This is a genomic window from Faecalibacterium sp. An122 (assembly GCF_002160895.1).
Lineage (GTDB): Bacteria > Bacillota > Clostridia > Oscillospirales > Ruminococcaceae > Faecalibacterium.
On the sequence record NZ_NFLL01000013.1, the window covers coordinates 14,813 to 41,525 of the forward strand.

Consider the following 26,713-nt stretch of genomic DNA (forward strand, 5'->3'; position numbering starts at 1 on the left):
GTCTGAGCTCACAGGCGCCAAAAACCGAAAAAGCGTGCGCTGCCGCACGCTTCTCCGGGTAGTTTGTCTGTACAGGCCGTCTCAGCCGGCCGCAGGTCACTGCGCAACGCTGGACGGCGGATTGATGGTCCGCAGCAGGGACGAGACCCCTGCCTCCAGGGTATCGGTCCACTTTTCCACCGCGCTCTCGCGGCGGGTCAGGACGCTCTGGTCGTCCAGACGGATGTAAGTAATCTGACTGTCGTCAATCTTCATCAGACCCAGACGTCCGGCCACATCCTCTACATTGCTGATGCTGGACTGAACGTTCAGGGTGGTGTTGTAGTAGTCGTTCTGGCTCTGGGCCGACACCAGCTCTGCCTTGGCCTGGCGGATGTCGCCGCTGAGCTCCACGATGCGCGCCTCGCTGAACAGCAGCGCCACCGAAAGTCCTGCCAGAATCCCCAGCGCCAGGATTTGCACCCCGTGCTGCATCATCGCGCGGAGCGGCGAAATGGCCGCTTTGCCGCCCTGCTCAACACGCAGGTTTACCCGCCGCTCGGGCTGGGGAGCCGGGCGGCGGACAGTCTGTGCATAGGCAGTTCCGGAATAATGAATATCGTATGCAGGCTGACCCATGATCTATCTCTCCTTCTACGCACCAAACGGAGCGCTTGCTTACAGTTTTTCGAGGACCCGCAGCCGGGCCGAACGGCTGCGCCGGTTGTCGGCCAGCTCGTCGGGTTTCGCCTCAATGGGCTTGCGGGTGATCAGTTTTGCCTTGGCCTTGCCGCCGCACACGCAGACCGGAAATTCCGGCGGGCAGGTGCAGGCTGTGGCCCAGCGGCGGAACTTGTTTTTCACCAGCCTGTCCTCCAGAGAGTGGAAGGTGATGACACACAGCCGTCCGCCGGGCGCCAGGGCTCCGAAAATCGCATCCAATCCTTCTTCCAGTGCATCCAGCTCATGATTCACCGCAATGCGCAATGCCTGGAAACTGCGGCGCGCCGGGTTTTTATCCTTGCGCCGCACCGCCGGGGGAACCGCCGAAGCGATCAGCCCGGACAGCTGAAGGGTGGTTTCAATGGGGGTTTCCTGCCGTGCCTCGACGATCCGTCCGGCAATCTGCCAGGCGTAGGGTTCCTCGCCGTAGTCGCGGAGGATGCGGGCCAGTTCTTCCCGGTCCAGGGTGTTCACCAGGTCGGCGGCGCTTGTCCCCTCCTGGCTCATCCGCATATCCAGCGGAGCGTCCGCCCGATAGGAGAAGCCCCGCTCTGCGTCGTCCAGCTGATGGCTGGAGACGCCCAGATCCAGCAGCGCGCCGTCGATCTGGGCCACGCCCAGACCCGCCAGCGCGTCGGCTGCATAGCGGAAGTTGGTCTGTACCACTGTGGCGGGCAGGCCTGCCAGCCGCTGCCGTGCGGTCTGGACCGCGTCGGGGTCCTGGTCCAGCGCAATCAGCCGTCCGCCTGCCGCGGCGTCCAGCCGGCTCGCAATGGCCCGGGAATGTCCTGCCCCTCCGGCGGTGCCGTCCAGATAGGTGCCGTCGGGGCGGATGGCCAGCCCTTCCAGACACTCCTCCAGCAGCACCGGCACGTGTTCAAACGAGGCCGGGTCAAATGCCTGCTGTTCCTGTTCTGCTTCCATTGGGCCCGCCTCCTTTCTCAAATCATTCATTCGCGTTGTTCCAGCGGCCCGGGCCCGGCGCAGAGGGCCTGTCCGCCATGGTTGAAAAGACAAGGGACGGCGCAGCCTGTCCCCTGACCCCGCCCGGGCAGGCAGGGACGGGGCTCAGGCGCCGTCACGAAGCCCGGTTTTTCTCATCTCCACAGGCTGCATCCTGCGCTCCCTCTGCAGCCGTGTCAGATGTGCAGTTCCCGCAGACGGGCGGCCCGCTGTTCGTTGGTGATGGCGGCCCGGCGGGCGTCCCAGCGGGCGGCGTCCCAGATCTCAGCATGGTTGCGGTTGCCGATGACGGCCACCGTCTTGCCCAGGCCCGCATACTGGCGCAGGCTGGCCGGCAGGAGGATTCGCCCCTGCTTGTCCAGCGTCACCTCGCAGGCGGTGCTGAACAGGTCGCCGGTGATCTCCCAGCTGTCCATCAGCTCGTCCGCTCCCATCCGTTCGGAGATGCGCTCCACCTCCGACATGGGCAGTGCGAACAGGCATTGGTCCAGCCATTCCATCACCACAAAGCTGTCGCCCATTCCGTCCCGGAACTTGGCCGGGAAATTCAGGCGGCCCTTGGCGTCAATGGTACAGTCGTAACGTCCAAAGAACACCCTGACCGCCTCCTTTTGTGGAGCTGTGTGGGGCGCGTTCCCCACTTCTCTCTACTTTACTCCACTGATATGGTTTTATTGTAACAAAACGGACCTTTGAATGCAATAGTTTTCGCCCGACTTTTTCCATTAATTTTCCGCAGGATATCCAAAACATCGTCCGTTTCCGCAATAAAGTTGATCTCTTTGTATCCCAGTTTAAGCTTTTCGGGAGATGTGCACCGGGGGCGGAATAACTCCCCGTGTTTCTGCGTTCCGGCCGGCCCAAAAATCCTTTTTCTGGCAATTTTGCCCCGGCACGGAAAAAGCCCCCTCCGCCGCAGGGGCGGAAGGGGCTTTGGGACCCATGTAATTACTGTTTTCTGGGCGGGGTGCGCAGGCTGGCGCGGACGCTCTTGACCTGGGCGGCGTTGGACAGCATGACTTCCTCGGTGTTCTTGAGCATGTTGTCACAGTAGTCGGCGGTGGTCTGGCGCAGGGTGCGGCTCTCGGCCTGGGCCTGGGCCATGATCTCGGAGGCCCGCTGCTGGGCGTTCTTGACGATCTCCGACTCGCTGACCAGGATGCGGGCCCGCTCCTCGGCCTTGCGGACGATGGCCTGGGCCTGGGCGTTGGCCGAGTCCACAATCTGGGCCCGGTCGTTCACGATGGCCTGGGCCTGGCGCAGTTCGCCGGGCAGGTTGGCCCGGACTTCATCCAGATAATCCCGTATCTGGTCTACATCCACGATCCGTTTGCCCCCCGACAGCGGCATATTGGCGCTCTCCTCCAGGGCATCCTCGATGGTATCCAACAGTTCATTGATGTTCATACGGTGTCTCTCCCTTCCAGTTCGCCGGCGTGGGGCTTGGTGTAGCGCCACAGCAGCACACGGCCATAGCGGTACTGCTTGCGCAGGGTCAGGCCCCCCACCTCGGCGGGCAGGACCAGCTTTGCCTCGCTCTCACACAGGACGATGCCGCCGGGCGCCACCACCTTGTCCACCGCGGGCAAAATCTCCTCCAGGGTTCCCTGGCCGAAGGGCGGGTCCAGCAATACCAGATCAAACTGCTCATGGCAGGCCGACAGCCAGCGTGCGGCTTCGCCCACGCTGACCCGGCTGCGGTCAAACAGGCCGCAGGCCTTGCAGTTGCGCATCACCACGGCGGCTGCATCCCGGTTCTGGTCCAGGAACACGCACCGCGCCGCCCCGCGGGACAGCGCCTCGATGCCCAGCTGGCCGCTGCCGGCAAAAAGATCCAGCACCCGGGCGCCAGGCAGGTCAAACTGGACGATGCTGAACATCGCCTCCTTGACCTGGTCCAGGGTGGGCCGGGTCACGTCTGTTCCGGGCAGCGCCTCCAGACGGCGGCCCCGTGCTTCACCTGCGATCACACGCATCTGCATCCGCTCCTTTCAGTGGTACGTTGTTCCCTTCATTATTACAGAGCAGGCCGGACTTGTCAAGCCTTGGCGGGGGGTGGTGCGGATTTGTCCCCGTTTTCGCCAAAAAATCTTGCTCCTGGGGATTTACATTCTTTATTCGTTCATATCTTTGTGTTAAGATAAAAATGAATTTTTGTGCTAAATTTGGTCTATCCTGACCGGTCAAGGAGTCTGCAACAGATGGAACGCATCGAACATTACGACTGGAACGACGGTTGGTTTTTCACCCCCCGCTATGACCCGGCCCTGCTGGGGCCGGAGATCGGCGGCCTGGATCTGGAGCCGGTACGGCTGCCCCACACCGTCAAAGTGCTGCCCTTCAATTACTGCAACGAGAACGACTACCAGCTGGTCAGCGGCTACCGGCGTGTGTTCACTGCGCCCAAGAGCTGGGAGGGCCGCACCCTGCTTTTGACCTTCGGCGCGGCGGCCCACGACGCCACCGTCTACTGCAACGGCCAGCGGGTGGGGCATCACGCCTGCGGATACACCGCCTTCACCGTCAACCTCACCAATGCGGTCCGGCTGGGACAGGAAAACATTCTGGTGGTCCGGTGCGACAGCCGGGAAACGCTGGACATTCCCCCCTTCGGCGGCCAGACCGAGACCCTGACCTACGGCGGCCTCTACCGCGGGGTGTCCCTGGACGTCAAGGAAAACGCCTGGCTGCGGGATGTGTTCATCCAGGCGGGGGCCGACGGGTCTTTCCGCATTTACTCCGCCGCCGAGGGCGAGACGGTGGGCTGCACCCTGGAGGCCGAAATCCGCTCCCCGTCGGGGCGGCGGGCCGCCTATGTGGGCGAGCTCTCCCTGCCCATCAACGGCACCCTGAACGGGGTCCAGCCCTGGAGCTGTGAGCACCCCACCCGTTATACCCTCACGGTGCGGCTGATCCGCCCCGGCACCAGCGGCCTGCCCGACCGGGCTTTGGACCAGAAGGTGATCCGGTTTGGCTTCCGCACCATCCAGTTTGTGGCGGGCGGGCTGTACCTCAACGGGGTCCGCACCCATCTGCGGGGACTGGTCCGTCCCCAGAGTTATCCCTACCAGGGCTACGCCATGCCCGACAGCATCCAGCGCCTGGACGCCCAGATTCTCCGCAAGGAGCTGGGTTGCAATGCGGTGCGGTGTGTCTGCCCGCCCAGCCCGGCTTTCCTGGATGCCTGCGACGAGCTGGGCCTGCTGGCCTTTGTGGAAATGCCGGGCCAGCAGCACATCGGCGGCCCCGCCTGGAAAGCCCAGGCCCTTCAGAACTGCCGCGAGATGGTCTGCCAGTACCGCAATCACCCCAGCGTCTTTTTGTGGGGCGTGCGGGTGCCGGGCAGCGCCGACGACGAAGCTTTCTATAAAAAGACCAACGAGGCGGCACGCCGCCTGGACCCCACCCGCCCCACGGCGGGCACCCACCGGGCCAAAAAGGGCCAGCTGCTGGAGGACGTCTACGCCTACGACGACTTTTCCTTTGCCGGGGCAGGGCCGGGCTGTCTGCCCCGGGCCTCGGTCACCCCGGACCTGCGCCGCGGCTACCTCATCAGCGGCTACGGCGGAATGATGTACCCCACCAAGAGTTTTGACGGCAACGCCCAGCGGCTGAGCCAGGCCCTGCGCTACGGCGCCGTCCTCAACGATGCCGCCGCCCAGCAGGGGGTGGCCGGCAGCTTTGGCTGGTGCATGACCGACTACAACACCCACCCGGCCTACGGCAGCGGGGACCGGGTCAGCTATCAGGGGGTGCTGGACCTGTTCCGCAACCCCAAACTGGCCGCCGCCGTCTTTGCCAGCCAGAAGCCGCCCCGGGTCCCCTCCGACATTGTGCTGGAGGTATCCCCGGCGGCCGCCTTCGGGGATATGCCCGCCGGCTATCCCGGCGGATGCTGGGCTTTCACCAACGCCGACACGGTGCGGGTGTACCGCAACGGGGATTTCATCGCCGAATTCTCCCCCGACCGTCAGGGCCGGTTTGCCGCCCTGCCCTATCCGCCCATCCAGATCGACGACTTTGTAGGCCCCTTGCTGGAAAAATACGAGGGCATCGCCCACAGCGAGGCGGTCCAGCTGGCCGGCTGTCTCAACGCCATGCGCCGGGACCCCAACATTCCCTCTCCCCTGCTGCGGGCCCGTCTGGGCCGGCTGCTGCGGGCTCTGCGGATGGACGAATCCAACCTGATCCGGCTGTACCAGACCTATATCGGGGTGCTGGGCGGCCCCACCGCCTCCTACCGGTTTGATGCGGTGTGGAAGGGCCGTGTGGCCCGCACGGTGGTGCAGGAACCCGCCCAGCGGGTCCGCCTGGAATGCACCGTCCGCAACGCCATCCTCACCGACGGCCCCACCTGGGACTGCGCCGCAGTGTCCCTCCGGGCCATCGACCAGAACGGCAGCCTTCTGCCCTACTGCAGCGAGGCGGTCCAGCTGTCGGTGGAGGGCCCCGCCAAGCTGATCGGCCCCTCGGTGGTTCCCCTGCGGGGCGGCATGGCGGGCACCTATCTGGCCACCGACGGGGTGGCCGGCCGGGCCACCCTCCACTGCAAAATGGAGGGCGCCCTGGACACCGAGGTCTCGGTCATCATCCGGCGGCGTGAAGCCTGATAAAAACCCAGACTCCGCCCGCTTTTTACGTTTGCTTTGCAGTCTGTTCAAAATTTGATCATTTCCAGCTGGCATACTAAATTTAACAGGCATTCCTCTGCGCATCCAGTGCGCGGAGGGCCCTGGGGCGGTGCAGATCTGTGCCGCCCCAGCTTTCCGGTTTGGATTCCGACGTTCACAATTTATTTTTCAAAGACATGGGGGCTTATACACATATGCGTGAGAAAATCCGTCAATTTATGGCCGGCCGCTACGGCACCGATGCGCTCAATCAGTTCCTGAGCATTCTGGCCGTGGTCCTGCTGCTGCTCTCGCTGGTCACCGGCTGGGGCATCTTCACCTGGCTGGGCCTGGCCGCGCTGATCTACTGCTATTTCCGCACCTTCAGCCGCAACATCTCCCGCCGCACCGAGGAGAACTACCGCTTCTACAACCTGAAAGAGCGGGTGGCCGGCAAGTTCCGCGGCATCAAGCGCCGCTGGGACGACCGCAAGACCTACCGCTATTTCCGGTGCCCCAAGTGCCGCCAGATGCTGCGCGTGCCCAAGGGCCGGGGCCGGATCGAAATTTCCTGCCCCCGGTGCGGCACCCAGTTCATCAAGAAGAGCTGATATGTTCGGCTATATCATTCCCGACCAGCAGGCCATGACCCCCGAAGCCCGGGACCGCTACCGCACCGCCTATTGCGGGCTGTGCCGCCGGGCTGCGGCCCTCCATGGCATGGCTGGCCGGATGACCTTGAGCTACGACCTGACCTTTTTGAACCTGCTGCTGTCCAGCCTGTACGAGGGCGAGACGCCGGCGGTGGCCGAGACCGGCCGCTGTCCGGTGCATCCCATCCGGCCCATCCACTGGCGGTACAGCGGCCCCACCGAGTACTGTGCCGACATCGGCCTGGCCCTTCATTATTACAGCGCCAAGGACAAATGGGAGGACGACCGCAGCCCTCTGGGCCTTGGGTATATGAAGCTGCTGGACCAGCGCCGCCGGGACGCCGAGGCCCGCTGGCCCCGGGCCTGCCAGGCCATCACCACCGGCCTGGCCCAGCTGGCCGCCTATGAGGCCGACGGCTGCGAGGACCTGGACCTGGTGTCGGGGTCCTTCGGGGGTCTGATGGCCGAGCTGTTCGACTACAAGCAGGACCGCTGGTCCGGCGAGCTGCGCACCATCGGCTACAGCATCGGCAAATATATCTATCTCCTGGACGCCTGGGACGACCTGGAGCGGGACAAGCGGAAGGGTTCCTACAATCCCCTGCGCAGCCTGTCCGCCGAGCCGGACTATGAAAACCAGATGCGGGAGATTTTCGAGCTGCTTCTGGCCCAGGCCGCGGCCGCCTTCCGGCGGCTGCCCTGCGTCGAAGACGTCGATCTGCTGGAAAATATCCTGTACTCCGGCATCTGGCTCAAATACAACGTGAAAAACAGCCGAAAACAGCCCCGCTGAGCCTTCTTGTGCGGTGTGGGGCTTGCTTTTTGAGCCTGTATACGATAAAATAGATGAGATTGTGAAGACCTTTCCGGGAGCGCGGGTGTTTCCCGCTCATGGGCGGCGGCCTGCGCGCTCCTTTTCCACATTGCGATAGAGAGTTGTGAGGAAGTTATTCGATGAAAGATCCCTATGAGGTTCTTGGCGTCCAGCGCGGCGCCAGTGATGAAGAGATCAAGAAAGCCTACCGCGCCAAGTGCAAGCGCTGGCACCCCGACCTGAACCCCGACGACCCCACCGCCGAGGAACACTTCAAAGAGGTGCAGGCCGCCTACGACGCCATCATGAAGGGGGATACCGGCCCCCAGAGCGCCGGCGGCTACAGCCAGCAGGGCTATGGCGGATACAGTCAGCAGAGTTATCAGCAGGGCTACCAGCAGGGCGGCTTTGAGGATGGCTTCTATGGGTTTGACCCCTTCGGCTTTGGGTTTGGCGGATACGGCTACACCCAGCAGCAGCGGGGCCCCAGCAGTTCCAGCAGCGACCCGGCTGAGATCCAGGCGGCCCGCAACTTCATCGTCAACGGCCGCTACGCCGAGGCCCGCCGGGTGCTGGACTCCCAGCGGGACCGGAACGCCCGCTGGTACTATCTGTCCAGCCTGGCCAACCAGGGCCTGGGCCGCAGCATCGACGCTCTGCAGGACGCCCGCCGGGCCGTCCAGCTGGACCCCAACAATACCGAGTACCGCTCTCACCTGAACCGGCTGCAGAATCCGGGCCAGACCTACCGGACCCAGACCACCTACACCAACGCCGGCGGCGGCATCATGCGGTGGTGCTGGTCCATGATCCTGTTGAACCTGCTGTGCAACTGCTGCTGCGGCAACCGCTGGTTCTTCTACCGGCCCTTCTGATGTTCCCCGTTTTTTCGCGCAGTTTCGCCCCTGTCCCGCCCGGACAGGGGCTTTCTTCTTGCCGCTGGATATAGACCTTTCCCACAAATTATGTTAATATATTATTAATGTGACCGGGCGGCCCTACCCCCGGCCTGGATCAACTGGAAAGGATGCTTAACGTATGAAAATCATACTTGTGGGCGGCGGCAAAGTGGGCACGGCCCTGGCCCGTCAGCTCAGCGAGGAAGGCCACAGCGTCACGGTGGTGGACACCAACAAGGCCCGCGTGGAACAAATCGTCCAGAACTACGATGTTTTGGGCGTGGTGGGCAACGGTTCCTCCATTGCCACCCTGTCCGAGGCCGGCATCGAGGACAACGACGTCTTTATCGCCATCACCGGCTCGGACGAGCTGAATCTGCTGTGCTGCATGTTCGCCAAAAAGGCGGGCAGCCGCCACACCATCGCCCGGGTCCGCAACCCGTCCTACAGCCACGAGCTGGACTTTATCCGCCAGCAGACCGGCATCTCGGCCATCATCAACCCCGAGATGGCCGCCGCCGCTGAGATTTCGCGGCTGCTGCGGTTCCCCGGCGCCACCAAGATCGACACCTTCGCCGACGGCCGGGTCCGCCTGATCAAGTTCGCCCTGCTGGAACCCCACGGCCTGGACGGCATGCCCATCCGGGACATCCCCTCCCGGCTGGGCTGCGACATTCTGGTCTGCGCAGTGGAACGGGGCAAGACGGTGACCATTCCCGACGGCAGCTTTGTGCTGCGCAGCGGCGACCTGGTCACCTTCCTGGCCACCCAGGAAAAAGCCCACCAGTTCTTCCTCAAGCTGGGCATCCCGGTCAAGCCGGTGAAAAACGCCATGATCGTGGGCGGCGGCGCCATCGCCTTCTACCTGAGCAAGTCCCTGCTGGCGGACAACGTCAAGGTCCGCATCATCGAGCGGGATCTGAACCGCTGCGACTATCTGGCCGAGGAACTGCCCCAGGCCCAGATTCTCTGTGCCGACGGCTCCAACCGCAGTTTCCTGCTGTCCGAGGGCCTGGACTCCACCGAGGCCTTTGTCTCCCTCACCAACATGGACGAGGAAAACATCCTGCTGTCCCTCTTTGCCAGCAACCACTCCCGCGCCAAGCGGGTCACCAAGATCAACCGGCTGGAATTCGACGATATGCTCTCCAGCTTTGACCTGGGCAGCATCATCTATCCCAAGTACATGACCTGCGACTTCATCGTCCAGTACGTCCGCGCCCTCCAGAACGAGGCCGGCAGCAACATCAAAACCCTCTACCGCATTCTGGACGACCGGGTGGAGGCGCTGGAATTCACCGTCCACGAAAACAGCGCCGTCACCGGCGTCCCCCTGAGCAGCCTGTCCCTGAAACCCAATCTGCTGCTGTGCTGCATCGCCCGGGGCGACCGGATCATCATTCCCCGGGGCGGCGACACCATCCAGGTGGGCGACACCGTCATCGTGGTGACCCTGCAGCATGGCCTCCATGACCTGCGGGACATCGCGGCCGGACAAGGGAGCGCACGCCGATGAATTATGCTGTTGTTTTCCGGCTTTTGGGCTATATTCTGCTGTGCGAGGGCGGCCTGCTGTGCCTGCCGGCCCTGGTCAGCGCCCTGTACGGCGAATGGGATATCCTGTGGATTTTCCTTTTCACCGTGGCCCTCTGCTTTGTGATCGGCCTTTCCCTCACCTTCCTGAAACCCCGCAGCAAGATCTTCCATATGCGGGAGAGCTGCGCCACCGCCGCCCTGACCTGGATTGTCATCAGTATCATGGGCGCCATTCCCTTTGTCCTGTCGGGGGCCATCCCCAACCCCATCGAGGCTCTGTTTGAGACGGTGTCGGGCTTTACCACCACCGGCGCGTCGGTGCTGGCCGACGTGGAGAGCCTGCCCATGGGTATTTTGTTCTGGCGCAGCTTCACCCACTGGATCGGCGGCATGGGCATTCTGGTGTTTCTGCTGGCGGTGATGCCCCTGACCGGCGGCAGCCACGTCAACCTGATGAAGGCCGAAAGCCCCGGCCCCCAGGTGGAAAAGATGGTGCCCTCGGTCCAGGCCACCGCCAAGATCCTCTACACCATCTACCTGGGCATGACCGTTCTCCAGATTCTGTTCATGCTGGCGGGCGGCTGTCCCCTGATGGACTCCCTGCTGCTGACCTTCGGCACCGCAGGCACCGGCGGCTTCGGTGTCCTGAACGACAGCCTGGGCAGCTACTCCACCTATATCCAGGTGGTGGTCACCATCTTTATGATCCTGTTCGGCGTCAACTTCAGCGTCTATTTCTATCTGACCCGCCGCAAGTTCAAAAAGGCCCTCGCCATCGAGGAAGTCCGGTGGTATCTGGCGGTCATCGCCGCCTCCATCCTGCTCATCAGCTGGAACATCCGGGACCTGTTCCCCAACTTCCTCACCGCGATGCAGCAGGCCGCCTTCCAGGTGGCCTCCATCATCACCACCACCGGCTTCTCCAGCTGCGACTTTGACCTGTGGCCCTCCTTCTCCAAGAGCATCCTGGTGGCCCTGATGTTCATTGGCGCCTGCGCCGGCAGTACCGGCGGCGGCATGAAGATCAGCCGTCTGATGGTCCTGGCCAAGAGTATCCGCAAAGAGGTGTTCCAAACCGTTCATCCCAACGCGGTCACCCCCATCCGGGTGGACGGCAAGCCCATCAACCACGAGACCCTCCGGTCCATCAACGTGTTCATGGCGGCTTACATCATCCTGTTTGCGTCGTCGGTGCTGCTGATCAGCCTGGACGGCTACGACTTCACCACCAACTTCACCGCCGTGGCCGCCACCTTCAACAACATCGGCCCCGGCCTGGCGGCCGTAGGTCCCACCGCCAACTTCTCCATCTACTCCGGCTTTTCCAAGCTGGTGCTGACCTTCGACATGCTGGCCGGACGTCTGGAGCTGTTCCCCCTGCTGCTCCTGTTCGCCCCCGAGACCTGGAAGAAATTCTAATTCGCTTTTCTGCGCCCTCTGCCCGCCGGCAGGGGGCTTTTTTGGGCCCAAAACAAAAAATCCGCCCATTCCTGCCGATATCCGGCACGGAACAGCGGATTTTTTTCAGATTCAGATCAGGGCCGCCCCCGAATGGGCCGGCAGCTGGCTCCCCTCCATCATGCTCTGCACCAGGCTGGGCAGGGCGGTCAGGTCTCCGTCGGTCACCCGCAGGGCGGCCGCCAGACCTGCCAGAGCCACCACCCCCAGCACAAAGGCCAGGCGCGCCGGCCAGCGGCGGCGATGCGTCTGCGGCGCCGGGAGGCTTGTCTCTGCTGAGGCAGGGTTTTCCGGCGTTTCGTCCTCCTCAGGGGCAGCGGATTCGGCGGGGGCCGCCTGGGCCTCCCACAGGGGGCCGGGCCGTTTGCCCCGGGGCACAAAGCATACTTCCGGGGACTGGCGGCGGCCTTCGGCGGCACGGCGCAGGATATCCAGCAGCCAGAGGGCGGGATTTTCCCCCGCGCCGGCCAGATAGAACCAGCTGCCCTTCCGGCCGGCCACCGCCACCAGGGTGCGCTCCTCCATCGAAAGAGCCCCCGCCGCCAGATCGGCCTTTGTCACCTTGAGGGTTGCCCGCAGGCGGTCCAGCTCCCGGGCCACCGGGCCGGCGGTTCCCTTTTTGTCCCGCCGGAGGACCAGGGCCTCGATTCGCGCGGCGGCATCGGGGTCCTCACAGCTGCCCGCCCCAAAATCAAAGACGCGGTCCACCCCGTCCCGGCCTTCCAGCCGGGGGGCCAGCAGTTCCAAGGCCAGCTTGTCCCCGCAGGCCAGCAGACGGTCCCGCTTCACCAGGGCCCGGGCGGCACAATCGGCCAGGGTCTGTTCCCCTGTGCCGTACAGCCCCGCCCGAAAGGTCCGGCGCAGCCGTCCCTCCGCCTTGTGCAGCGCGGGGGCCGGGGCCGTCAGGGCCAGAAGGGTTTCGGGCCCCTGGGACCGGCTCTCCACCTGGGTCAGGCCATACCGGCCCGCCAGTCCGGAGGCGGCCCGGCACACCTCCGCCTCCTGTACACCAAAAAACCGGAGCACCCAGCTCTCATTTGCCCCATCCATCCTTGCATTCCTCCTGTCGCTTTCTGCGGTGCATCTGAAAGCCGGTCCGGCAAGGGTGATGGCGCGCTGAAGGGTTTCAGATGGACCTTATAAGATCAACGCCTGGTCCAGTGCCTCCAGCGCCTCAGGCCGGGTGCAGTCCTCGGCCGTCAGGCGGCAGCAGCCCGCCGGGGCCTTGCCCTGCATCAGCCGCAGGGCCAGCTCCAGGGCCGCATGGGCCGCCCGGGCCCGGACATTTTCCCGCCCCGAACGGACGTAGTGGAATTTTTCCACCCAAACGCCGTCCTCCGTGGCACCGGCAATATAGACGGTGCCCACCGGGCGCACTTGGTCGCCGCCCCCCGGGCCTGCCAGCCCGGTGACCGAGACCGCTAGGTCCGCGCCGGCAGCCCGCCGGGCGCCCAGCGCCATCTGGGCCGCCACCGGTCCCGACACCACGTTGTAGCGCTCAATCACCGCCGGGTCCACCCCCAGCAGCCGGGCCTTGGCCTGTTCCCAATAGGTCACAAAGCCATAGCCGAACACATGGCTTGCCCCCGGCACTGCGGTGAGCTGCTGGGCGATGAGGCCGCCGGTGCAGCTCTCGGCGGTGGCCAGGGTCATGCCCTTGGCCTCCAGGGTGTGGATCACGGTATGCGCCAAACCAGGTACATCTTCATCATACACCGCGTCGCCAAGAATATCATAGAACTTTTTGGCATATGCCCGGCACATGGCCTCCCCGTCCTGGTCGCTGGCGGCCCGGGCGGTGATGCGGATTTCGCTCTCGCCGGTCTTGCAGTAGATGGCCGCGGTGGGGTTGGGGCTGCTGAGCAGGTGCCGCACACGGTACTCGATCTCGCTCTCGCCCCCCAGAACCCGCAGCGTCAGGGAGTGAAGGGTGCAGTTCTGCCGGGCCAGCAGCCAGGGCCGGACCTGTTCCGCCCACATGGCTTTCATCTCGGCCGGCACCCCCGGCATCAGGACGGCGCAGCGGCCGTCCTGCTCAAACCAGGCCCCCGGCGCGGTGCCGTGGGCGTTGGGGATTTTCCGGCCGTGAACCGGCACCATGGCCTGTTTGCGGTTGTTGGGGGTGGTCTGACGGCCCATCCGGGTGAAAAAGCTCACGATCTTCTCCCACTCCTCGGGGTCAAAGACCAGCGTATCCCCGTAGCAGGCCGCCACCGTCTCCTTGGTCAGGTCGTCGTCGGTGGGCCCCAGCCCGCCGGTGAAAACCAGCAGGTCGCAGCGGTCCTTGGCCTCCCGCACCCAGTCGGCCAGCCGCTCATGGTTATCCCCCACGGTGCTCTGGCGCTGAACGGTAATGCCCAGCTGGGCCAGCTCCTGGCTGAGGAACTGGGCATTGGTATTCAAGATATTCCCCAGCAGCAGCTCGGTGCCCACGCTGATGATTTCTGCCGTCATGGCTCGGCCTCCCCTCAGTCTTCCAGCTCCAGCTCGTCATTGATGCGGATGCGCAGCCGCTCGGTCTGGGCCGCTGCCTCGGCCTCCAGCTGGACCAGGCCGGGCATGGCGGCCTCCGCCTCCAGAATCTCCTCCAGGGTGGGGCGGAGTTTGGGGTGGGGCGGGGTGAAGATGGTGCAGCAGTCCTCATAGGGCAGGATGCTGGTCTCAAAGGTGCCGATGTGCCGGGCAGTCTCCACAATCTCGGTCTTGTCCATGCCGATCAGGGGGCGCAGAACCGGCAGGTCCTGGGCTGCATCGGTGCAGCGGAGGGCGTGGACGGTCTGGCTGGCCACCTGGGCCAGGCTCTCGCCGGTGATGAGGGCCTCGCAGCCCTGGCGCTGGGCGATCTGGCCCGCAATCCGCATCATGCTGCGGCGCATCAGAACGGTGAACAGCATGGCGGGGGCATTGTCTCGGATATACTCCTGAGGACGGGTATAGGGCACCACAAACAGGTTGCAGCTGCCGGTGTAGACGGTGGTGCGCTGGGCCAGGGCAATCACCTTGCGGCGGGCCCGCTCAGAGGTATAGGGAGGCGAGGCGAAGTGGATGTGATCCAGCGCCAGGCCCCGCTTGGCCATACGGTAGGCCGCCACCGGGCTGTCAATGCCGCCCGACAGCATATTCAGGGCGCGGCCGCTGGTGCCCACCGGCAGACCGCCCTCGCCGGGGGTCTTGGGGCCGTGGACGTAGGCCCCGCGGTCCCGGATTTCCACAATCACCTTGCAGTCCGGGTTGTGGACGTCCACCTTCAGCCGGGGATGACGCTCCAGCAGATAGGCGCCCAGCTCCCGCATCAGGGCGGGGCTGTCCATGGGGAAGGTCTTGTCCGAACGGCGGGCCTCCACCTTAAAGGTGACGGCATGGCGCAGGCTGTCTCCCAGATAGGACTCGGCGGTGCGGCAGATGGCGTCAAAGTCCTTTTCACAGACGGCGCTGCGGCTGACTGCCGCCAGGCCGAACACCTTGCTCACCCGCTCAAAGGCCAGGTCCAGGTCGGCCCCGTCCTCCTCCGGCTCCATGTAAAAGGTGGACTGGGCGCACCAGACGTTGAACTTGCCGGCGTCCTTCAGCCGGAAGCGCAGAATTTTCATGAGGGCGGACTCAAACTGATTCCGGTTGAGGCCCTTGAGGGACATTTCGCCCTGGTAGCCAATGATTACTTCCTGCATATACATTCTCCTACTATAACAATCTGTCAAAACAAAAGCCAGTCCGGCCCGGGCCGGACCGGCCGTTTCCGGTTCCTTTAAAAGGACGCCAGGGTTTTCATGCCGGCCTCAAACCGCTCCAGGAAGGCGTCCACATCCTCGGGGGTGTTGTCAGCGCAGAAGGACACCCGGATGGCGGTGTCGATGGCCCGATCGCTGCGGCCCATGACCGCCAATGTATGGCTGGGCTCACCCCGGCCGCAGGCCGACGCCGAGGAGACATATACCTTCGCCTCGGCCAGCCAGGCCAGCATGGTCTCGCTCTTGATCCGGTTCTGGCTGAAATTCAGGATTTCAGGCACGCCGTCGGCGGGGCTGTTGATCTCCACCGTGGGGAAGGCCGCCAGCCCGGCCCGCAGCCGGTCATTCAGCTCCCGCACACGGGCGGTGCGCTCCCGCAGGGTGGGGGCCAGCTTTTGGGCAGCGGCCGCCAGGCCCAGGGCATAGGGCAGGTTCTCGGTGCCGGGCCGGATGCCCCGCTCCTGCTCGCCTCCCAGATAGGGCGGCCGGAAGCTCTGGATCAGCTTGTCGCTGAGGAACAGGCCGCCCACCCCCTTGGGGGCGTGAATCTTGTGGCCGCTGACGGTAAAGCTGTCGATGCCGCTGTCCGCCAGCTTGACCGGCAGCCGCATCCAGGCCTGGACGCCGTCCACATGGACCATCACCCGGGAGTTGATCTTTTTGGCCTCCCGGGCCAGGCGCTCCACGTCGCAGCGGGCGCCGGTCTCGTTGTTCACCATCATGCAGGCCACCAGGACGGTGGAACGATCCACCTGTTCCAGCATCCGGTCCACATCCAGCCGGCCATCGGCCTCAGGGTCCACAAACACCACCTGCCAGCCGCTGGAAGCCAGCTGCTCCAGAGGACGGCGGACGCTGGGATGCTCAAACCCCGAGCAGATGATCTTTTTGCCAAAGGTCTTGGTGAGAGCGCCGCCCAGCAGGGCCAGGTTGTTTCCCTCGCTGCCGCAGGAGGTGAAGTAAAACTCCTTGCTCTTGCAGCCGATGGTGCGGGCCAGAGCGGCCCGGGCATGGCCGAGGGCCGCCTCGCTCTCGGCGCCGGGCCGGTAAAGGGAGGAGGGATTGGCCCAGTGCTCCAGCATGGCGGTATGGATGACATCGGCCACCGCGGGGTCCACGATGGTGGTGGCCGCGTTGTCCAGATAATGCAGCGAAGGGTCTGTGCGCATCAAATTACCTGCTTTCTGTCAAGAATTCCTATTTTATAAGTATAGCATAAATCAAGCCAGGAAGAAAGGCCCCGCCGCCCCCTGGCAAAATTCACCTGCCGCCTTGCGCGGCGGTGGCGGGCGCTGTATAATAGAATCAATCATCAAAAGTCCCCGGGAAACCGGGGCAAGGAGGACCCTATGGCAGACTATCAGGAATACCGCCGCCATGTTCTGCACAGGCGGTGGCGCAGGACGTTTTCCACCGTGCTGGCGTTTCTGATGCTGGTGCTGCTGTGCGGCGTATGGGTGCTGTGGCGTCAGCTCTACCCCACCCGCCGCGAAAACAAAACGCCCCAGGTCACCCTGCTGGAACAGACCCTGCCCAGCACCGAATGGCGTACCCTCAGCTACACCCGTCAGACCAGCCTCACCGTCCAGAAACTGACCGACGGCATCACCACCGCCATGGATTTCCGGCTGGCGTCCATGCCCGAAACCCAGACCGCGCCGGTGGATCTGAGCTATTTTGACAACGCCGTCTTTCTGGGAGACAGCCTGACCCAGGGCCTGCAGATCTACGACACCGGCCTTCCCAACGCCCACTATTGTGCTTACCGCGGGGTAGGCCCCAGCGCGGTGGTCAACGGCACCACCTGCACCCGGGTGGACGGCATCCAGGAAGTGCCGCTGGATGCAATGGTATCTTATGCCCCCGAATCCGTGTACATTCTGCTGGGCACCAACGTCCTGACCCAGGACACCGACTACACCAGTTTCCTCAACTACTACAGCCTGATGCTGGACCGCATCCGGAACCTTTTGCCGGACGCGGACATCTATGTCCAGTCCATCACGCCGGTGCGCCCCGAAGTCAGCGCCGACGCCAAGCACGCCGGCATGTATGCCGAGCGGTTCATCCGGGTCAACAATGACCTGGCGGCCCTGGCCGTGGAAAAGGGCTGCTACTTCCTGGATCTTTGGGAGGTGCTGGCGGACGAAAACGGCGACCTGAAAGCCGAATACGCCCAACCCGACGGCTACCATCTGTTGCCTGCGGGCTATACCGCCTGGGTGGAGTACCTGCGCACCCATGTGGCCCACAACGACATTGTGAACCCCACCGAAGAACAGGTCCAGACCGCTGAGGCCGGCGTCCAGACCGAAAGTCTCCCCGCCGCAGCCAGCATCCCGGCCTGATTTCCCCTCAAAACACAAACAAAAAGGACAGCGCGTCATCCGACCGCTGTCCCTTTTCTTTTTTGGTTCTTGTTACCGCTTGGCGATGCACTCGATCTCCAGCTTGGCGCCCTTGGGGATGGCGGCCACCTGCACGCAGCTGCGGGCGGGATACGGCTCGCTGAAAGCCTGGGCGTAGACCTGGTTCACTGCGGCGAAATCGTTGATGTCGGCCAGGAAAATCACCGTCTTGACCACGTTGGCCATGGTGAGGCCGGCCTGGGCCAGAATGGCCTTGATGTTGGCCAGGCTCTGGGCGGCCTGCTCCTCCACGGTGTCAGCCATCAGGCCGGTGGCAGGGTTCACAGGAATCTGACCCGACACAAAGACCAGATCCCCCAGGTCCAGAGCCTGGCTGTAGGGACCGATGGCGGCGGGTGCGTTGGAAGTGGAAACAACGTTCATGGTAAGTTCTCCTTTTGCGGCAGGCTTGCGCCTGGGTGATGTATATTCGTCGAATGAAAGCCCCTGTCGAAGCGGAACGGCCCGGCCCATCACGCTGGGCTCACAGGGCCGCAGGCCGGGAGCCTTATAAAGCTGCCGGGAAACTGTCCCCTTTCGCCTGACCTGCTTCTGCGGCTGTCTGCCCATTTTTCTCTCAAAAGCAGGCGTAAAGACCGAAAAATCAGACTGGCACGACGCTGGACTCACAGGGCCGCAGGCCGGGAACCTCCTAAAGCGGCTGGAACCTTATCGCCGGCAGGGCCTTGTGAGGACCACAGCAGTCAGCGGTACCAGGTGAAGCTTTTTGCCAAGCTTTTTCTCGAAAAAGCGGGGTCAGGTGCGTTCGGCGACCAGCTGGAAACCGGCTTTGGCCAGCTCGGTGCGGATCTGCTCGATCTGGGCGGCGTCGCGGGTCTCCATGCCCAGCTTGAGGAAACAGCTGGAGATGGGCATGTCGGGATCGGAACCGTCGTACTGAACCGATACCACGTTGCCACCGCACTCGGCCACAATCCGGGACACTTTGGTCAGCTGGCCCGGCTTGTCCTCCAGGGCAATGGTCAGATTGGACTTCCGCCCGCTCATCACCAGACCGCGGGTGATGACACGGCTGAGGATGTTGACGTCAATGTTGCCGCCCGACACCACACAGACCACCTTCTTGCCCTGAATGGGCAGCTTGTGGAACAGGGCCGCCGCCACCGGCACCGCGCCGGCTCCCTCGGCCACCAGCTTCTGGTTCTCCATCAGGGAGAGGATGGCCGCTGCGATTTCGTCCTCGCTGACGGTGACCACCTCGTCCACGTACTTTTCGCACATTTCATAGGTCAGCTCGCCGGGGGTCTTGACCTGGATGCCGTCCGCAAAGGTGGAAGCGGTGTCCAGGGTCTGGTACTTGTGCTGCTTCACCGACTGGTACATGCTGGGCGCACCCGCCGCCTGGACACCGTAGACCTTTACCTCAGGCCGCAGGGACTTGATGGTGAAGGCAATGCCGGCGATCAGGCCGCCGCCGCCGATGGGCACAATCACTGCGTCCAGGTCGGGCAGCTGGTCCAGAATCTCCAGACCGATGGTGCCCTGCCCTGCGATGACCAGCTCATCGTCGTAGGGATGAATGAAGGTCATGCCGGTCTCGGCCTGGAGCTCCACCGCCTTGTCGTGGGCGTCGTCGTAGGTGCCCGGCACCAGACAGACCTCAGCGCCCAGGTTCTTGGTGTTCTCCACCTTCATGATGGGGGCGCCGTCCGGCATGCAGACAATGCTCTTGATCCCCCGGCGGGTGGCGGACAGGGCCACGCCCTGGGCGTGGTTGCCCGCCGAACATGCAATGACACCCCGGCTGCGCTCCTCCTCCGACAGCTGGCTGATCTTATAATAGGCGCCCCGCACCTTGAAACTGCCGGTCACCTGGAGATTCTCGGTTTTCAGGTAGATATGGCAGTCCTTGGACAGCAGGGGTGCCTCGATCAGGTCGGTGCGGCGGGCGATGTCCTTCAGCACAAAGGCAGCGTGGTAGATTTTATCCAGTGTAAGCATAATCCCTCTCCCAACAAAATACAGGGCCGGGACGCCCTGTGTCTCTTTCTGTAAAAAGATCTGATAGACACCAGTATAGATTACATAAACTGTTTTGTCAAATGAAATCCTTTCACGACGCATTCCGGCTACCGTCGCCGGGGGCGCAGACCGGCCCCTCCAAACGACAAAGACCCCCATCCGAGCCGCATCGGACAGGGGCCTTTGTCTCAAATAACAGGAAATCGCAGCGTTCAGTCCATCGCCTGAAGGATGGCGTCGCCCATGGCGGCGCAGCCCAGGCAGGTGCAGCCTTCGCTCATGTTGTCGGCGGTGCGCAGGCCGGCATCCAGCACCTTGCCCACGGCCGCCTCAATGCAGTCGGCCTCGGCCGCCATCCCGAAGCTGTAGCGCAGCATCATGGCTGCCGACAGGATGCAGGCGGTGGGGTTGACCACGTCTTTGCCGGCAATGTCGGGGGCCGAGCCGTGGATGGGCTCATAGAGGCCCCGGGTCCCCTCGCCCAGCGAGGAGGAGGGAATCATGCCGATGGAACCGGTAATCATGGAAGCCTCATCCGACAGGATGTCGCCGAACATATTCTCGGTGACGATGACGTCGAACTGGGCGGGATTCTTGACGATCTGCATGGCGCAGTTGTCCACGAACATCTCGCTGTACTCCACATCGGGATACTCGGCCTGGAGGCGGTGCATCACCGCACGCCACAGGCGGCTGGTGTCCAGAACGTTGGCCTTATCCACACAGCACAGCTTCTTGCGGCGCTTCTGAGCCGTCTCAAAGCCGATGCGGCCGATCCGCTCGATCTCATGCTCGGAATAGGGCATCAGGTCCACCGCCTGCTTTTCGCCGCTGGGCAGGGTGTCGGTGCGGTGCTCGCCGAAATAGACGCCGCCGGTCAGTTCCCGCACAATGATGAAGTCAATCCCCTGGGCCACAATCTCAGGCTTGAGGGGGCTGGCCGGGGCCAGCTGGGGCCAGATTTTGGCCGGGCGGCTGTTGGAGTACAGGCCCATGCCGGCCCGCAGGCGCAGCAGGCCCTTTTCGGGGCGCTTGTCGCCGGGCATCCCCTCCCACTTGGGGCCGCCCACCGCGCCCAGCAGAACGCTGTCGGCGGCCAGGCATTTGTCCAGCTCGTGCTGGGGCAGCGGGTCGCCGTATTTGTCGATGGCCTCGCCGCCCATGGCGGTGTCAATGTAGTGGAAGGTGTGGCCGTATTTCTCGGCCACCTTATCCAGCACCCGCAGGGCCTGGCGGACAATCTCGGGGCTGGCGCAGTCGCCCCAGATGACGGCAATGTTCTTTTCCATGGCGGTATCCCTTTCTTACTTGGCGTTCTTGGCCTGGATGGAGTTCATCAGGCCGCCGGCGGCGATGATCTCCTGGATGAAGGGCGGGAACGGCTCGGCCTGAAAGACCGCGCCGGTGGTCTCGTCGGTGATGACGCCGGTGTCAAAGTCCACGCTCACCAGGTCGCCGGCCTCGATGGCCTCGGCGGCTGCCTCACACTCCAGGATGGGCAGGCCGATGTTGATGCTGTTGCGGTAGAAAATCCGTGCAAAGCTCTTGGCGATGACCACCGAGATGCCGCTGGTCTTGATGCACAGGGGTGCGTGCTCCCGGGAGGAGCCGCAGCCGAAGTTCCAGCCGCCCACCATCACGTCCCCGGGCTGGACCTTGGCGACAAATTCCTTGTCGATGTCCTCCATGCAGTGGGAGGCCAGCTCTTTGGCGTCCTGGGTGTTCAGGTAGCGGGCCGGGATGATGACGTCGGTGTCCACGTTGTCGGGATATTTAAAAACATGACCTTTCGCGTTCATTGCAGTGTGCTCCTTTCGTCGTCAGACCGTGCGGGGGTCGGTGATATAGCCGGTGAGGGCCGAGGCGGCTGCCGTGGCCGGGCTGGCCAGGTAGACCTCGCTCTTGACGTGGCCCATGCGGCCCACGAAGTTGCGGTTGGTGGTGGAGACGCAGCGCTCGCCCTCGGCCAGGATGCCCATGTAGCCGCCCAGGCAGGGGCCGCAGGTGGGGGTGGAGACGATGCAGCCTGCATCGATGAAGGCCTCGGCCCAGCCGCGGCGGATGCACTCTTTATAGACTGCCATGGTGGCCGGAATGATGATGCCCCGGACGCCCTTGGCGATGTGCTTGCCCTTGAGGATGTTGTAGGCGGCCTCCATGTCCTCCAGACGGCCGTTGGTGCAGCTGCCGATCACCACCTGATCGATCTTGATGTCGCCGCCCTCGCTGGCGGGGTGGGTGTTCTCGGGCAGGTGGGGATAGCTGACGGTGGGCACCAGGGCGGACAGGTCAATCTCGATGGTCTGCTCGTACTCGGCGTCGGGGTCAGCCTCGTAATAGACGGGGGTGCGCTGGCTGCGGCCGGCCAGATAGGCCTTGGTCACCTCGTCCACCGGGAAGATGCCGTTCTTGGCGCCGGCCTCAATGGCCATGTTGCAGACGCACAGACGGTCCTCCATGGTGAGGCTGGCCACGCCGGGGCCGGTGAACTCCATGGACTTGTACAGAGCGCCGTCCACGCCGATCTGGCCGATGATGGAGAGGATCAGGTCCTTGCCCGAGACCCGCTCGGGCAGCGAGCCGGTGAGGACGAACCGGATGGCGGCGGGCACCTTGAACCATGCCATGCCGGTGGCCATACCGGCGGCCATGTCGGTGGAGCCCACGCCGGTGGAAAAGGCGCCCAGAGCGCCGTAGGTGCAGGTGTGGCTGTCGGCGCCGATGATGCAGTCGCCGGCGGTGACGATGCCTTTTTCAGGCAGGAGGGCGTGTTCAATGCCCATTTCGCCCACGTCGTAGAAGTTGAGGATGTCGTATTTGTTGGCGAAGGTGCGGCACTGCTTGGACTGGGTGGCGCTCTTGATGTCCTTGTTGGGGACGAAGTGGTCCAGGACGATGGCGATGTGCTCCTTGTCGAACACGCTGTCAAAGCCGGCCTTCTCAAACTCGTTGATGGCCACCGGGGTGGTGATGTCGTTGCCCAGGACGATGTCCAGCTTGGCGTTGATGAGCTGGCCGGCCTTGACCTGGTCCAGGCCCGCGTGAGCGGCCAGAATCTTCTGCGTCAGAGTCATTCCCATGATATGGTTCTCCCTTCATCCATTCTCACTTGTTGTTGATGGCCGACACCAGCGCCCGGATACCGGCCACAATGATGTCGGTGTCGGTGCCGGCGCCCCAGGTGGTGGTGCCGTCGCCCCAGACCAGGCCCACATAGGAGGCGGCGCGGGAAGTGGAGCCGCCGTCCAGGCTGTGCTCAGAGTACTGCTCCAGGTGGAAGTCCATGCCGGTGGCGGTCTGGATGGCGTTGGCCACAGCGTCCAGACGGCCGTTGCCGATGGCCACCACTTCGCGGGTGGAGCCGTTCATCTCCAGGGTGACCGATGCGGTGATGCCGCTCTTCTGGATGAAGTGGGCCTCGGCCACGTTGAGGGGTTTCTGCTTGTTGAGGTATTCCTGCTCAAAGATACGGCAGACCTCGGCGGCGGACAGTTCCTTGTGGCTGTGGTCGGACACGGCCTTGACCTTGTAGCCCAGATCCTCCCGCATTTTGGCGGGCAGGTTGTAGCCGAAGTTCTGTTCCAGCACAAAGCCGATGCCGCCCTTGCCGCTCTGGCTGTTGATGCGGATGACGTCGGCGTCGTAGGTACGGCCGATGTCGTGGGGATCGATGGGGATATAGGGGCAGGTCCAGCGGTGCTCGCCGTTGGCCTTGCGGTAGTTCATGCCCTTGGCGATGGCGTCCTGATGGCTGCCCGAGAAGGCGGCGAACACCAGCTGGCCGGCGTAGGGGCTGCGCTCATAGACATGCATCCGGGTGACCCGCTCGTAGGTCTCGCAGATGGCGGGCAGGTCGGAGAAGTCCAGCTTGGGATCTACGCCATGGCTGTACATATTCAGGGCCAGAGTGATGGCGTCCACATTGCCGGTGCGCTCGCCGTTGCCGAACAGGCAGCACTCAATTCGCTGTGCGCCCGCCAGGACGGCCAGCTCGGCGCAGGCCACGCCGGTGCCGCGGTCGTTGTGGGGATGGGTGGAGAGGATGACGCTGTCCCGGTTGTGGAGGTGGGCCGAGCAGTACTCGATCTGGCTGGCGTAGATGTGGGGCATGCTCATCTCCACCGTGACCGGCAGGTTGATGATCATGGGACGGTCGGGGGTGGGCTCCATGATGTCGATGACGGCGTTGCAGACTTCCAGAGCGTAGTCGGGCTCGGTGCCGGTGAAGCTCTCGGGGCTGTACTCAAACAGGAAGTTGCCCTCATATTCCTCGCTCAGCTGTTTGACCAGCTTGGCGCCGTCGATGGCGATCTGTTTGATCTCGTCCTTGGACTTGTGGAACACCTGTTCCCGCTGGGCCACCGAGGTGGAGTTGTAGAAGTGGATGACGGCCCGGGGAGCGCCCTTGACGGCCTCGAAGGTACGGCGGATGATGTGGTCGCGGCACTGGGTCAGAACCTGGACGGTAACGTCCTCGGGGATCATGTTCTGCTCGATCAAAGTCCGCAGGAACTCATACTCGGTCTCGCTGGCGGCGGGGAAACCCACTTCGATCTCCTTGAAGCCGATCTTGACCAGCATCTGGAAGAACTCGATTTTTTCCTCCAGGCTCATGGGGACGATCAGAGCCTGGTTGCCGTCCCGCAGGTCCACGCTGCAGAAGGCGGGAGCGGTCTCGATGTGGTCTTTCTTGACCCAGCTGTCATAGCCGGCGGGTGCGGGGTAGTATCCGGGTGCGTACTTGGTGGCGTCCATCATAGCGGTATCCTCCTAAACGATGCGTAAAATACGTCGAATCCCTGGCTGCGCATACAAAAAGGCCCTCGTCGCTCAGGGGGCGAAAGCCCTGAGAGACGAGAGCCTGTAAGTTCTTTTACAGGGCACCCGTGGTACCACTCTCTTTGCCGCAGATGATGCGGCCGCTCGACACGATCAGCCAGCCACTGGCGGCGAATCGCTGCCCCAATAACGGTGGGCATCCGTCGAAGCCTACTGGAAATGATCGTTCAGCTTCGCTGCTCAGGGGCCAGTAGCCGAAAGTTCCCACACCGCCTTACACCACCCGGCGGCTCTCTGCAAGCGGGACATCCTTCGATTTTTCCCCGTCAGCGCATTTGGTTGATTGCTAACATTGCGCTTATTTTATCACTCTACGCTCCTAAAGTCAACCCCGACTTTTCCGCTTTTTTGAAAAAAAGCTTGGCAAAAAACTTCACTGGGTACCATACACTTTCCGGGTCTCCGACACTTCCGCGGGGCCTCTACGCCCAGGCTCGCACCCGGCGTTTGGGGCTGCGCCCCGGTTCGATGCAAACGGACTCAAAACCTGATTTTACAGGTCAAGCATTGTCATCCGCTCTAGAAGGCTCCCGGCGTCTGGGGCTGTGCCCCGGTTCGATGCAAACGGACTCAAAACCTGATTTTACAAGTCAAGCATTGTCATCCGCTTTAGAAGGCTCCCGGCGTCTGGGGCTGTGCCCCGGTTCGATGCAAACGGACTCAAAACCTGATTTTACAGGTCAAGCATTGTCATCCGCTTTAGAAGGCTCCCGGCGTTTGCGTCTGTGGCGCGATGCGATATAAGGTTTTCCCTGGCCTCATTTCATCGTACCGTCGACTTTTGTGATCCGCCCAGGGCCCTGCCGATGGTTCCCCAAAAGATCGGCCTGCACAGTTCCCGGACACACAGGGCCGCCGGCCGGGAACCTCATAAAGCGATAAAGTGTCTGAACCCCGACCTCCGGCAGGACTTGGTGAGGACTGCAGCAGTCAGCGCAGTACCAGATGAATCAGTCTCCACAAAACCATGCATCGTACCGCGCCGCAGGCGCAAACGTCGTGTGAGCAAGGCGTGTTTGCCGCCGGCGGGAGTGTATAAAGAGCGGCCAGAGTTCATGGTACGCTGAAACCAGGCCGCCGGCAGGACTTGGTGAGGACTGCAGCAGTCAGCGCGGCACCAGATGAATCAGCCTCCACAAAACCATGCATCGTACCGCGCCGCAGGCGCAAACGTCGTGTGAGTAAGGTGTGTTTGCCGCCGGCAGGGGTGTATAAAGAGCGGCCAGAGTTCATGGTACCCAGTAAAGCTTTTTGCCAAGCTTTTTCTCGAAAAAGCGGGGTGATTTGTAAAGTTTGCATTAAAACAACCGGCTTAGCCTTGCATCTGCAGGTCAGTTTGTTGTACTATTAGAGTAGCAAAAGAAACGCTCCTGCGCGGCGCGCAAAGATACGGAAAGCGAAGGTGGTATCCATGGATGCATTTGTCAGTTTTTCGGACGTGTCGAAATACTACCAGACCGGCGACGTCCGGGTCGCCGCGGCGGATCACATGACCTTTCATGTCAACAAGGGGGAGTTCTGCGTCATCGTGGGCCCCTCCGGCGCTGGCAAGACCACCCTGCTGAATATGCTGGGCGGCATGGACCGCTGCGACGAGGGCCGTATTGTCCTGGACGGCGCCGAGGTCAGCCGCTTTGACGAAAAAGAGCTCACCGCCTACCGCCGGTACGACGTGGGGTTTGTGTTCCAGTTCTATAACCTGGTACAGAACCTCACCGCCCTGGAAAACGTGGAACTGGCCATCGAGATCTGCCGCAATCCCCTGGACCCCGCCGAAACCCTGAAAAGCGTGGGCCTGGGCCAGCGGCTCAATAACTTCCCCGCCCAGCTGTCGGGCGGTGAACAGCAGCGCGTGGCCATCGCTCGCGCCCTGGCCAAAAACCCCAAGATCCTTCTGTGTGACGAGCCCACCGGCGCTCTGGACTACAAGACCGGCAAGTCGGTGCTGGCTTTGCTGCAGGATACCTGCCGCAAGACTGGCCGTACCGTCATCGTCATCACTCACAACACAGCCTTAACCGGTATGGCCGACCGGATCGTACAGGTGCGAAGCGGCCAGATCATCTCCAACGAGGTGAACGAGCACCCTGTCCCGGTGGAAGAGATCGAGTGGTGAGCCA

Annotated in this window: 23 protein-coding genes and 1 other annotated feature; of the genes, 8 read left to right on the plus strand and 15 right to left on the minus strand. The window is 63.1% G+C overall.

All coding sequences use genetic code 11. From position 1 onward, the window contains the following. Positions 1–96: 96 nt before the first annotated feature. The 5 genes from B5E67_RS09245 to rsmD form a co-directional block, all read right to left on the minus strand. Complete coding sequence (locus tag B5E67_RS09245) at positions 97–618, minus strand: cell division protein FtsL (protein ID WP_087384904.1); 522 nt, start codon at positions 616–618, stop codon at positions 97–99. 39 nt (positions 619–657) lie between these two features. Next, entirely contained in the window at positions 658–1,626 is a 969-nt protein-coding gene (gene rsmH, locus B5E67_RS09250; protein WP_087384907.1) for a 16S rRNA (cytosine(1402)-N(4))-methyltransferase RsmH, read from the minus strand. A gap of 215 nt (positions 1,627–1,841) precedes the next feature. Beyond that, positions 1,842–2,261, minus strand: coding sequence for a division/cell wall cluster transcriptional repressor MraZ (mraZ, locus tag B5E67_RS09255; RefSeq protein WP_087246481.1), 420 nt, complete (start codon positions 2,259–2,261; stop codon positions 1,842–1,844). Between the two features lie 352 nt (positions 2,262–2,613). Next, positions 2,614–3,072, minus strand: coding sequence for an ATPase (locus B5E67_RS09260; RefSeq protein WP_087246480.1), 459 nt, complete (start codon positions 3,070–3,072; stop codon positions 2,614–2,616). Beyond that, positions 3,069–3,641 (minus strand): 16S rRNA (guanine(966)-N(2))-methyltransferase RsmD, encoded by a 573-nt coding sequence (gene rsmD, locus B5E67_RS09265; protein WP_087246479.1) that lies wholly within the window; start codon positions 3,639–3,641, stop codon positions 3,069–3,071. Before rsmD ends, B5E67_RS09260 begins: the two co-directional genes overlap by 4 nt. 225 nt (positions 3,642–3,866) lie before the next feature. Between rsmD and B5E67_RS09270 the strand changes: the two genes are divergently transcribed. The 6 genes from B5E67_RS09270 to B5E67_RS09295 all read left to right on the plus strand — a co-directional run bounded on the left by B5E67_RS09270 (position 3,867) and on the right by B5E67_RS09295 (position 11,596). Next, positions 3,867–6,275, plus strand: a complete 2,409-nt coding sequence (locus B5E67_RS09270) for a glycoside hydrolase family 2 TIM barrel-domain containing protein (protein ID WP_242956904.1) — start codon at positions 3,867–3,869, stop codon at positions 6,273–6,275. Positions 6,276–6,490: 215 nt separating this feature from the next. Continuing rightward, a complete protein-coding gene (locus tag B5E67_RS09275) occupies positions 6,491–6,886 on the plus strand; it encodes a hypothetical protein (protein WP_087246478.1) in 396 nt (131 codons plus the stop codon). Between the two features lies 1 nt (position 6,887). Then, entirely contained in the window at positions 6,888–7,721 is an 834-nt protein-coding gene (locus B5E67_RS09280; protein WP_087384909.1) for a DUF5685 family protein, read from the plus strand. A 161-nt stretch (positions 7,722–7,882) separates the two neighbouring features. Beyond that, positions 7,883–8,617 carry a J domain-containing protein gene (locus B5E67_RS09285; RefSeq protein ID WP_087384910.1) on the plus strand — a complete coding sequence of 245 codons (735 nt, stop codon included), beginning with the start codon at positions 7,883–7,885 and terminating at the stop codon, positions 8,615–8,617. Positions 8,618–8,780: 163 nt separating this feature from the next. Beyond that, positions 8,781–10,157: a Trk system potassium transporter TrkA gene (trkA, locus tag B5E67_RS09290; protein ID WP_087246475.1), complete on the plus strand. Its 1,377-nt coding sequence runs from the start codon at positions 8,781–8,783 to the stop codon at positions 10,155–10,157. Continuing rightward, positions 10,154–11,596, plus strand: coding sequence for a TrkH family potassium uptake protein (locus tag B5E67_RS09295; RefSeq protein ID WP_087384912.1), 1,443 nt, complete (start codon positions 10,154–10,156; stop codon positions 11,594–11,596). Before trkA ends, B5E67_RS09295 begins: the two co-directional genes overlap by 4 nt. 111 nt (positions 11,597–11,707) lie before the next feature. Here the strand turns inward: B5E67_RS09295 and B5E67_RS09300 are convergent, their stop codons facing one another. The 4 genes from B5E67_RS09300 to B5E67_RS09315 form a co-directional block, all read right to left on the minus strand. Continuing rightward, positions 11,708–12,685, minus strand: coding sequence for a hypothetical protein (locus B5E67_RS09300; protein ID WP_087384914.1), 978 nt, complete (start codon positions 12,683–12,685; stop codon positions 11,708–11,710). 87 nt (positions 12,686–12,772) lie between these two features. Beyond that, positions 12,773–14,089: a competence/damage-inducible protein A gene (locus B5E67_RS09305; RefSeq protein ID WP_087384916.1), complete on the minus strand. Its 1,317-nt coding sequence runs from the start codon at positions 14,087–14,089 to the stop codon at positions 12,773–12,775. Positions 14,090–14,103: 14 nt separating this feature from the next. Next, positions 14,104–15,303, minus strand: coding sequence for a tRNA uracil 4-sulfurtransferase ThiI (thiI, locus tag B5E67_RS09310; RefSeq protein ID WP_087384918.1), 1,200 nt, complete (start codon positions 15,301–15,303; stop codon positions 14,104–14,106). A 77-nt stretch (positions 15,304–15,380) separates the two neighbouring features. Then, positions 15,381–16,532 (minus strand): cysteine desulfurase family protein, encoded by a 1,152-nt coding sequence (locus B5E67_RS09315; protein ID WP_087384920.1) that lies wholly within the window; start codon positions 16,530–16,532, stop codon positions 15,381–15,383. Positions 16,533–16,712: 180 nt separating this feature from the next. Between B5E67_RS09315 and B5E67_RS09320 the strand changes: the two genes are divergently transcribed. Next, the gene (locus B5E67_RS09320) at positions 16,713–17,711 is read left to right on the plus strand and encodes a GDSL-type esterase/lipase family protein (protein ID WP_087384922.1); all 999 of its coding nucleotides are present in this window, start codon (positions 16,713–16,715) and stop codon (positions 17,709–17,711) included. A 72-nt stretch (positions 17,712–17,783) separates the two neighbouring features. Here the strand turns inward: B5E67_RS09320 and B5E67_RS09325 are convergent, their stop codons facing one another. The 6 genes from B5E67_RS09325 to B5E67_RS09350 all read right to left on the minus strand — a co-directional run bounded on the left by B5E67_RS09325 (position 17,784) and on the right by B5E67_RS09350 (position 24,512). Continuing rightward, entirely contained in the window at positions 17,784–18,155 is a 372-nt protein-coding gene (locus B5E67_RS09325) for a RidA family protein (protein WP_087384924.1), read from the minus strand. A 372-nt stretch (positions 18,156–18,527) separates the two neighbouring features. Further along, complete coding sequence (gene ilvA / locus B5E67_RS09330; protein ID WP_087384926.1) at positions 18,528–19,733, minus strand: threonine ammonia-lyase; 1,206 nt, start codon at positions 19,731–19,733, stop codon at positions 18,528–18,530. 233 nt (positions 19,734–19,966) lie between these two features. Next, a complete protein-coding gene (leuB, locus tag B5E67_RS09335) occupies positions 19,967–21,043 on the minus strand; it encodes a 3-isopropylmalate dehydrogenase (protein ID WP_087246466.1) in 1,077 nt (358 codons plus the stop codon). Between the two features lie 15 nt (positions 21,044–21,058). Then, entirely contained in the window at positions 21,059–21,553 is a 495-nt protein-coding gene (leuD, locus tag B5E67_RS09340; RefSeq protein ID WP_087246465.1) for a 3-isopropylmalate dehydratase small subunit, read from the minus strand. Between the two features lie 21 nt (positions 21,554–21,574). Then, positions 21,575–22,834 (minus strand): 3-isopropylmalate dehydratase large subunit, encoded by a 1,260-nt coding sequence (leuC, locus tag B5E67_RS09345; protein WP_087364020.1) that lies wholly within the window; start codon positions 22,832–22,834, stop codon positions 21,575–21,577. Positions 22,835–22,859: 25 nt separating this feature from the next. Then, positions 22,860–24,512: a 2-isopropylmalate synthase gene (locus B5E67_RS09350; protein WP_087384928.1), complete on the minus strand. Its 1,653-nt coding sequence runs from the start codon at positions 24,510–24,512 to the stop codon at positions 22,860–22,862. Positions 24,513–24,600: 88 nt separating this feature from the next. Next, positions 24,601–24,872: a binding site (T-box leader), on the minus strand. Between the two features lie 1,132 nt (positions 24,873–26,004). On the opposite strand from B5E67_RS09350, the gene B5E67_RS09355 reads away from it, so the two are divergent. Continuing rightward, on the plus strand, positions 26,005–26,709 hold the full coding sequence (locus tag B5E67_RS09355; RefSeq protein WP_087248067.1) for an ABC transporter ATP-binding protein: 705 nt from the start codon (positions 26,005–26,007) through the stop codon (positions 26,707–26,709). Positions 26,710–26,713 lie beyond the last annotated feature (4 nt).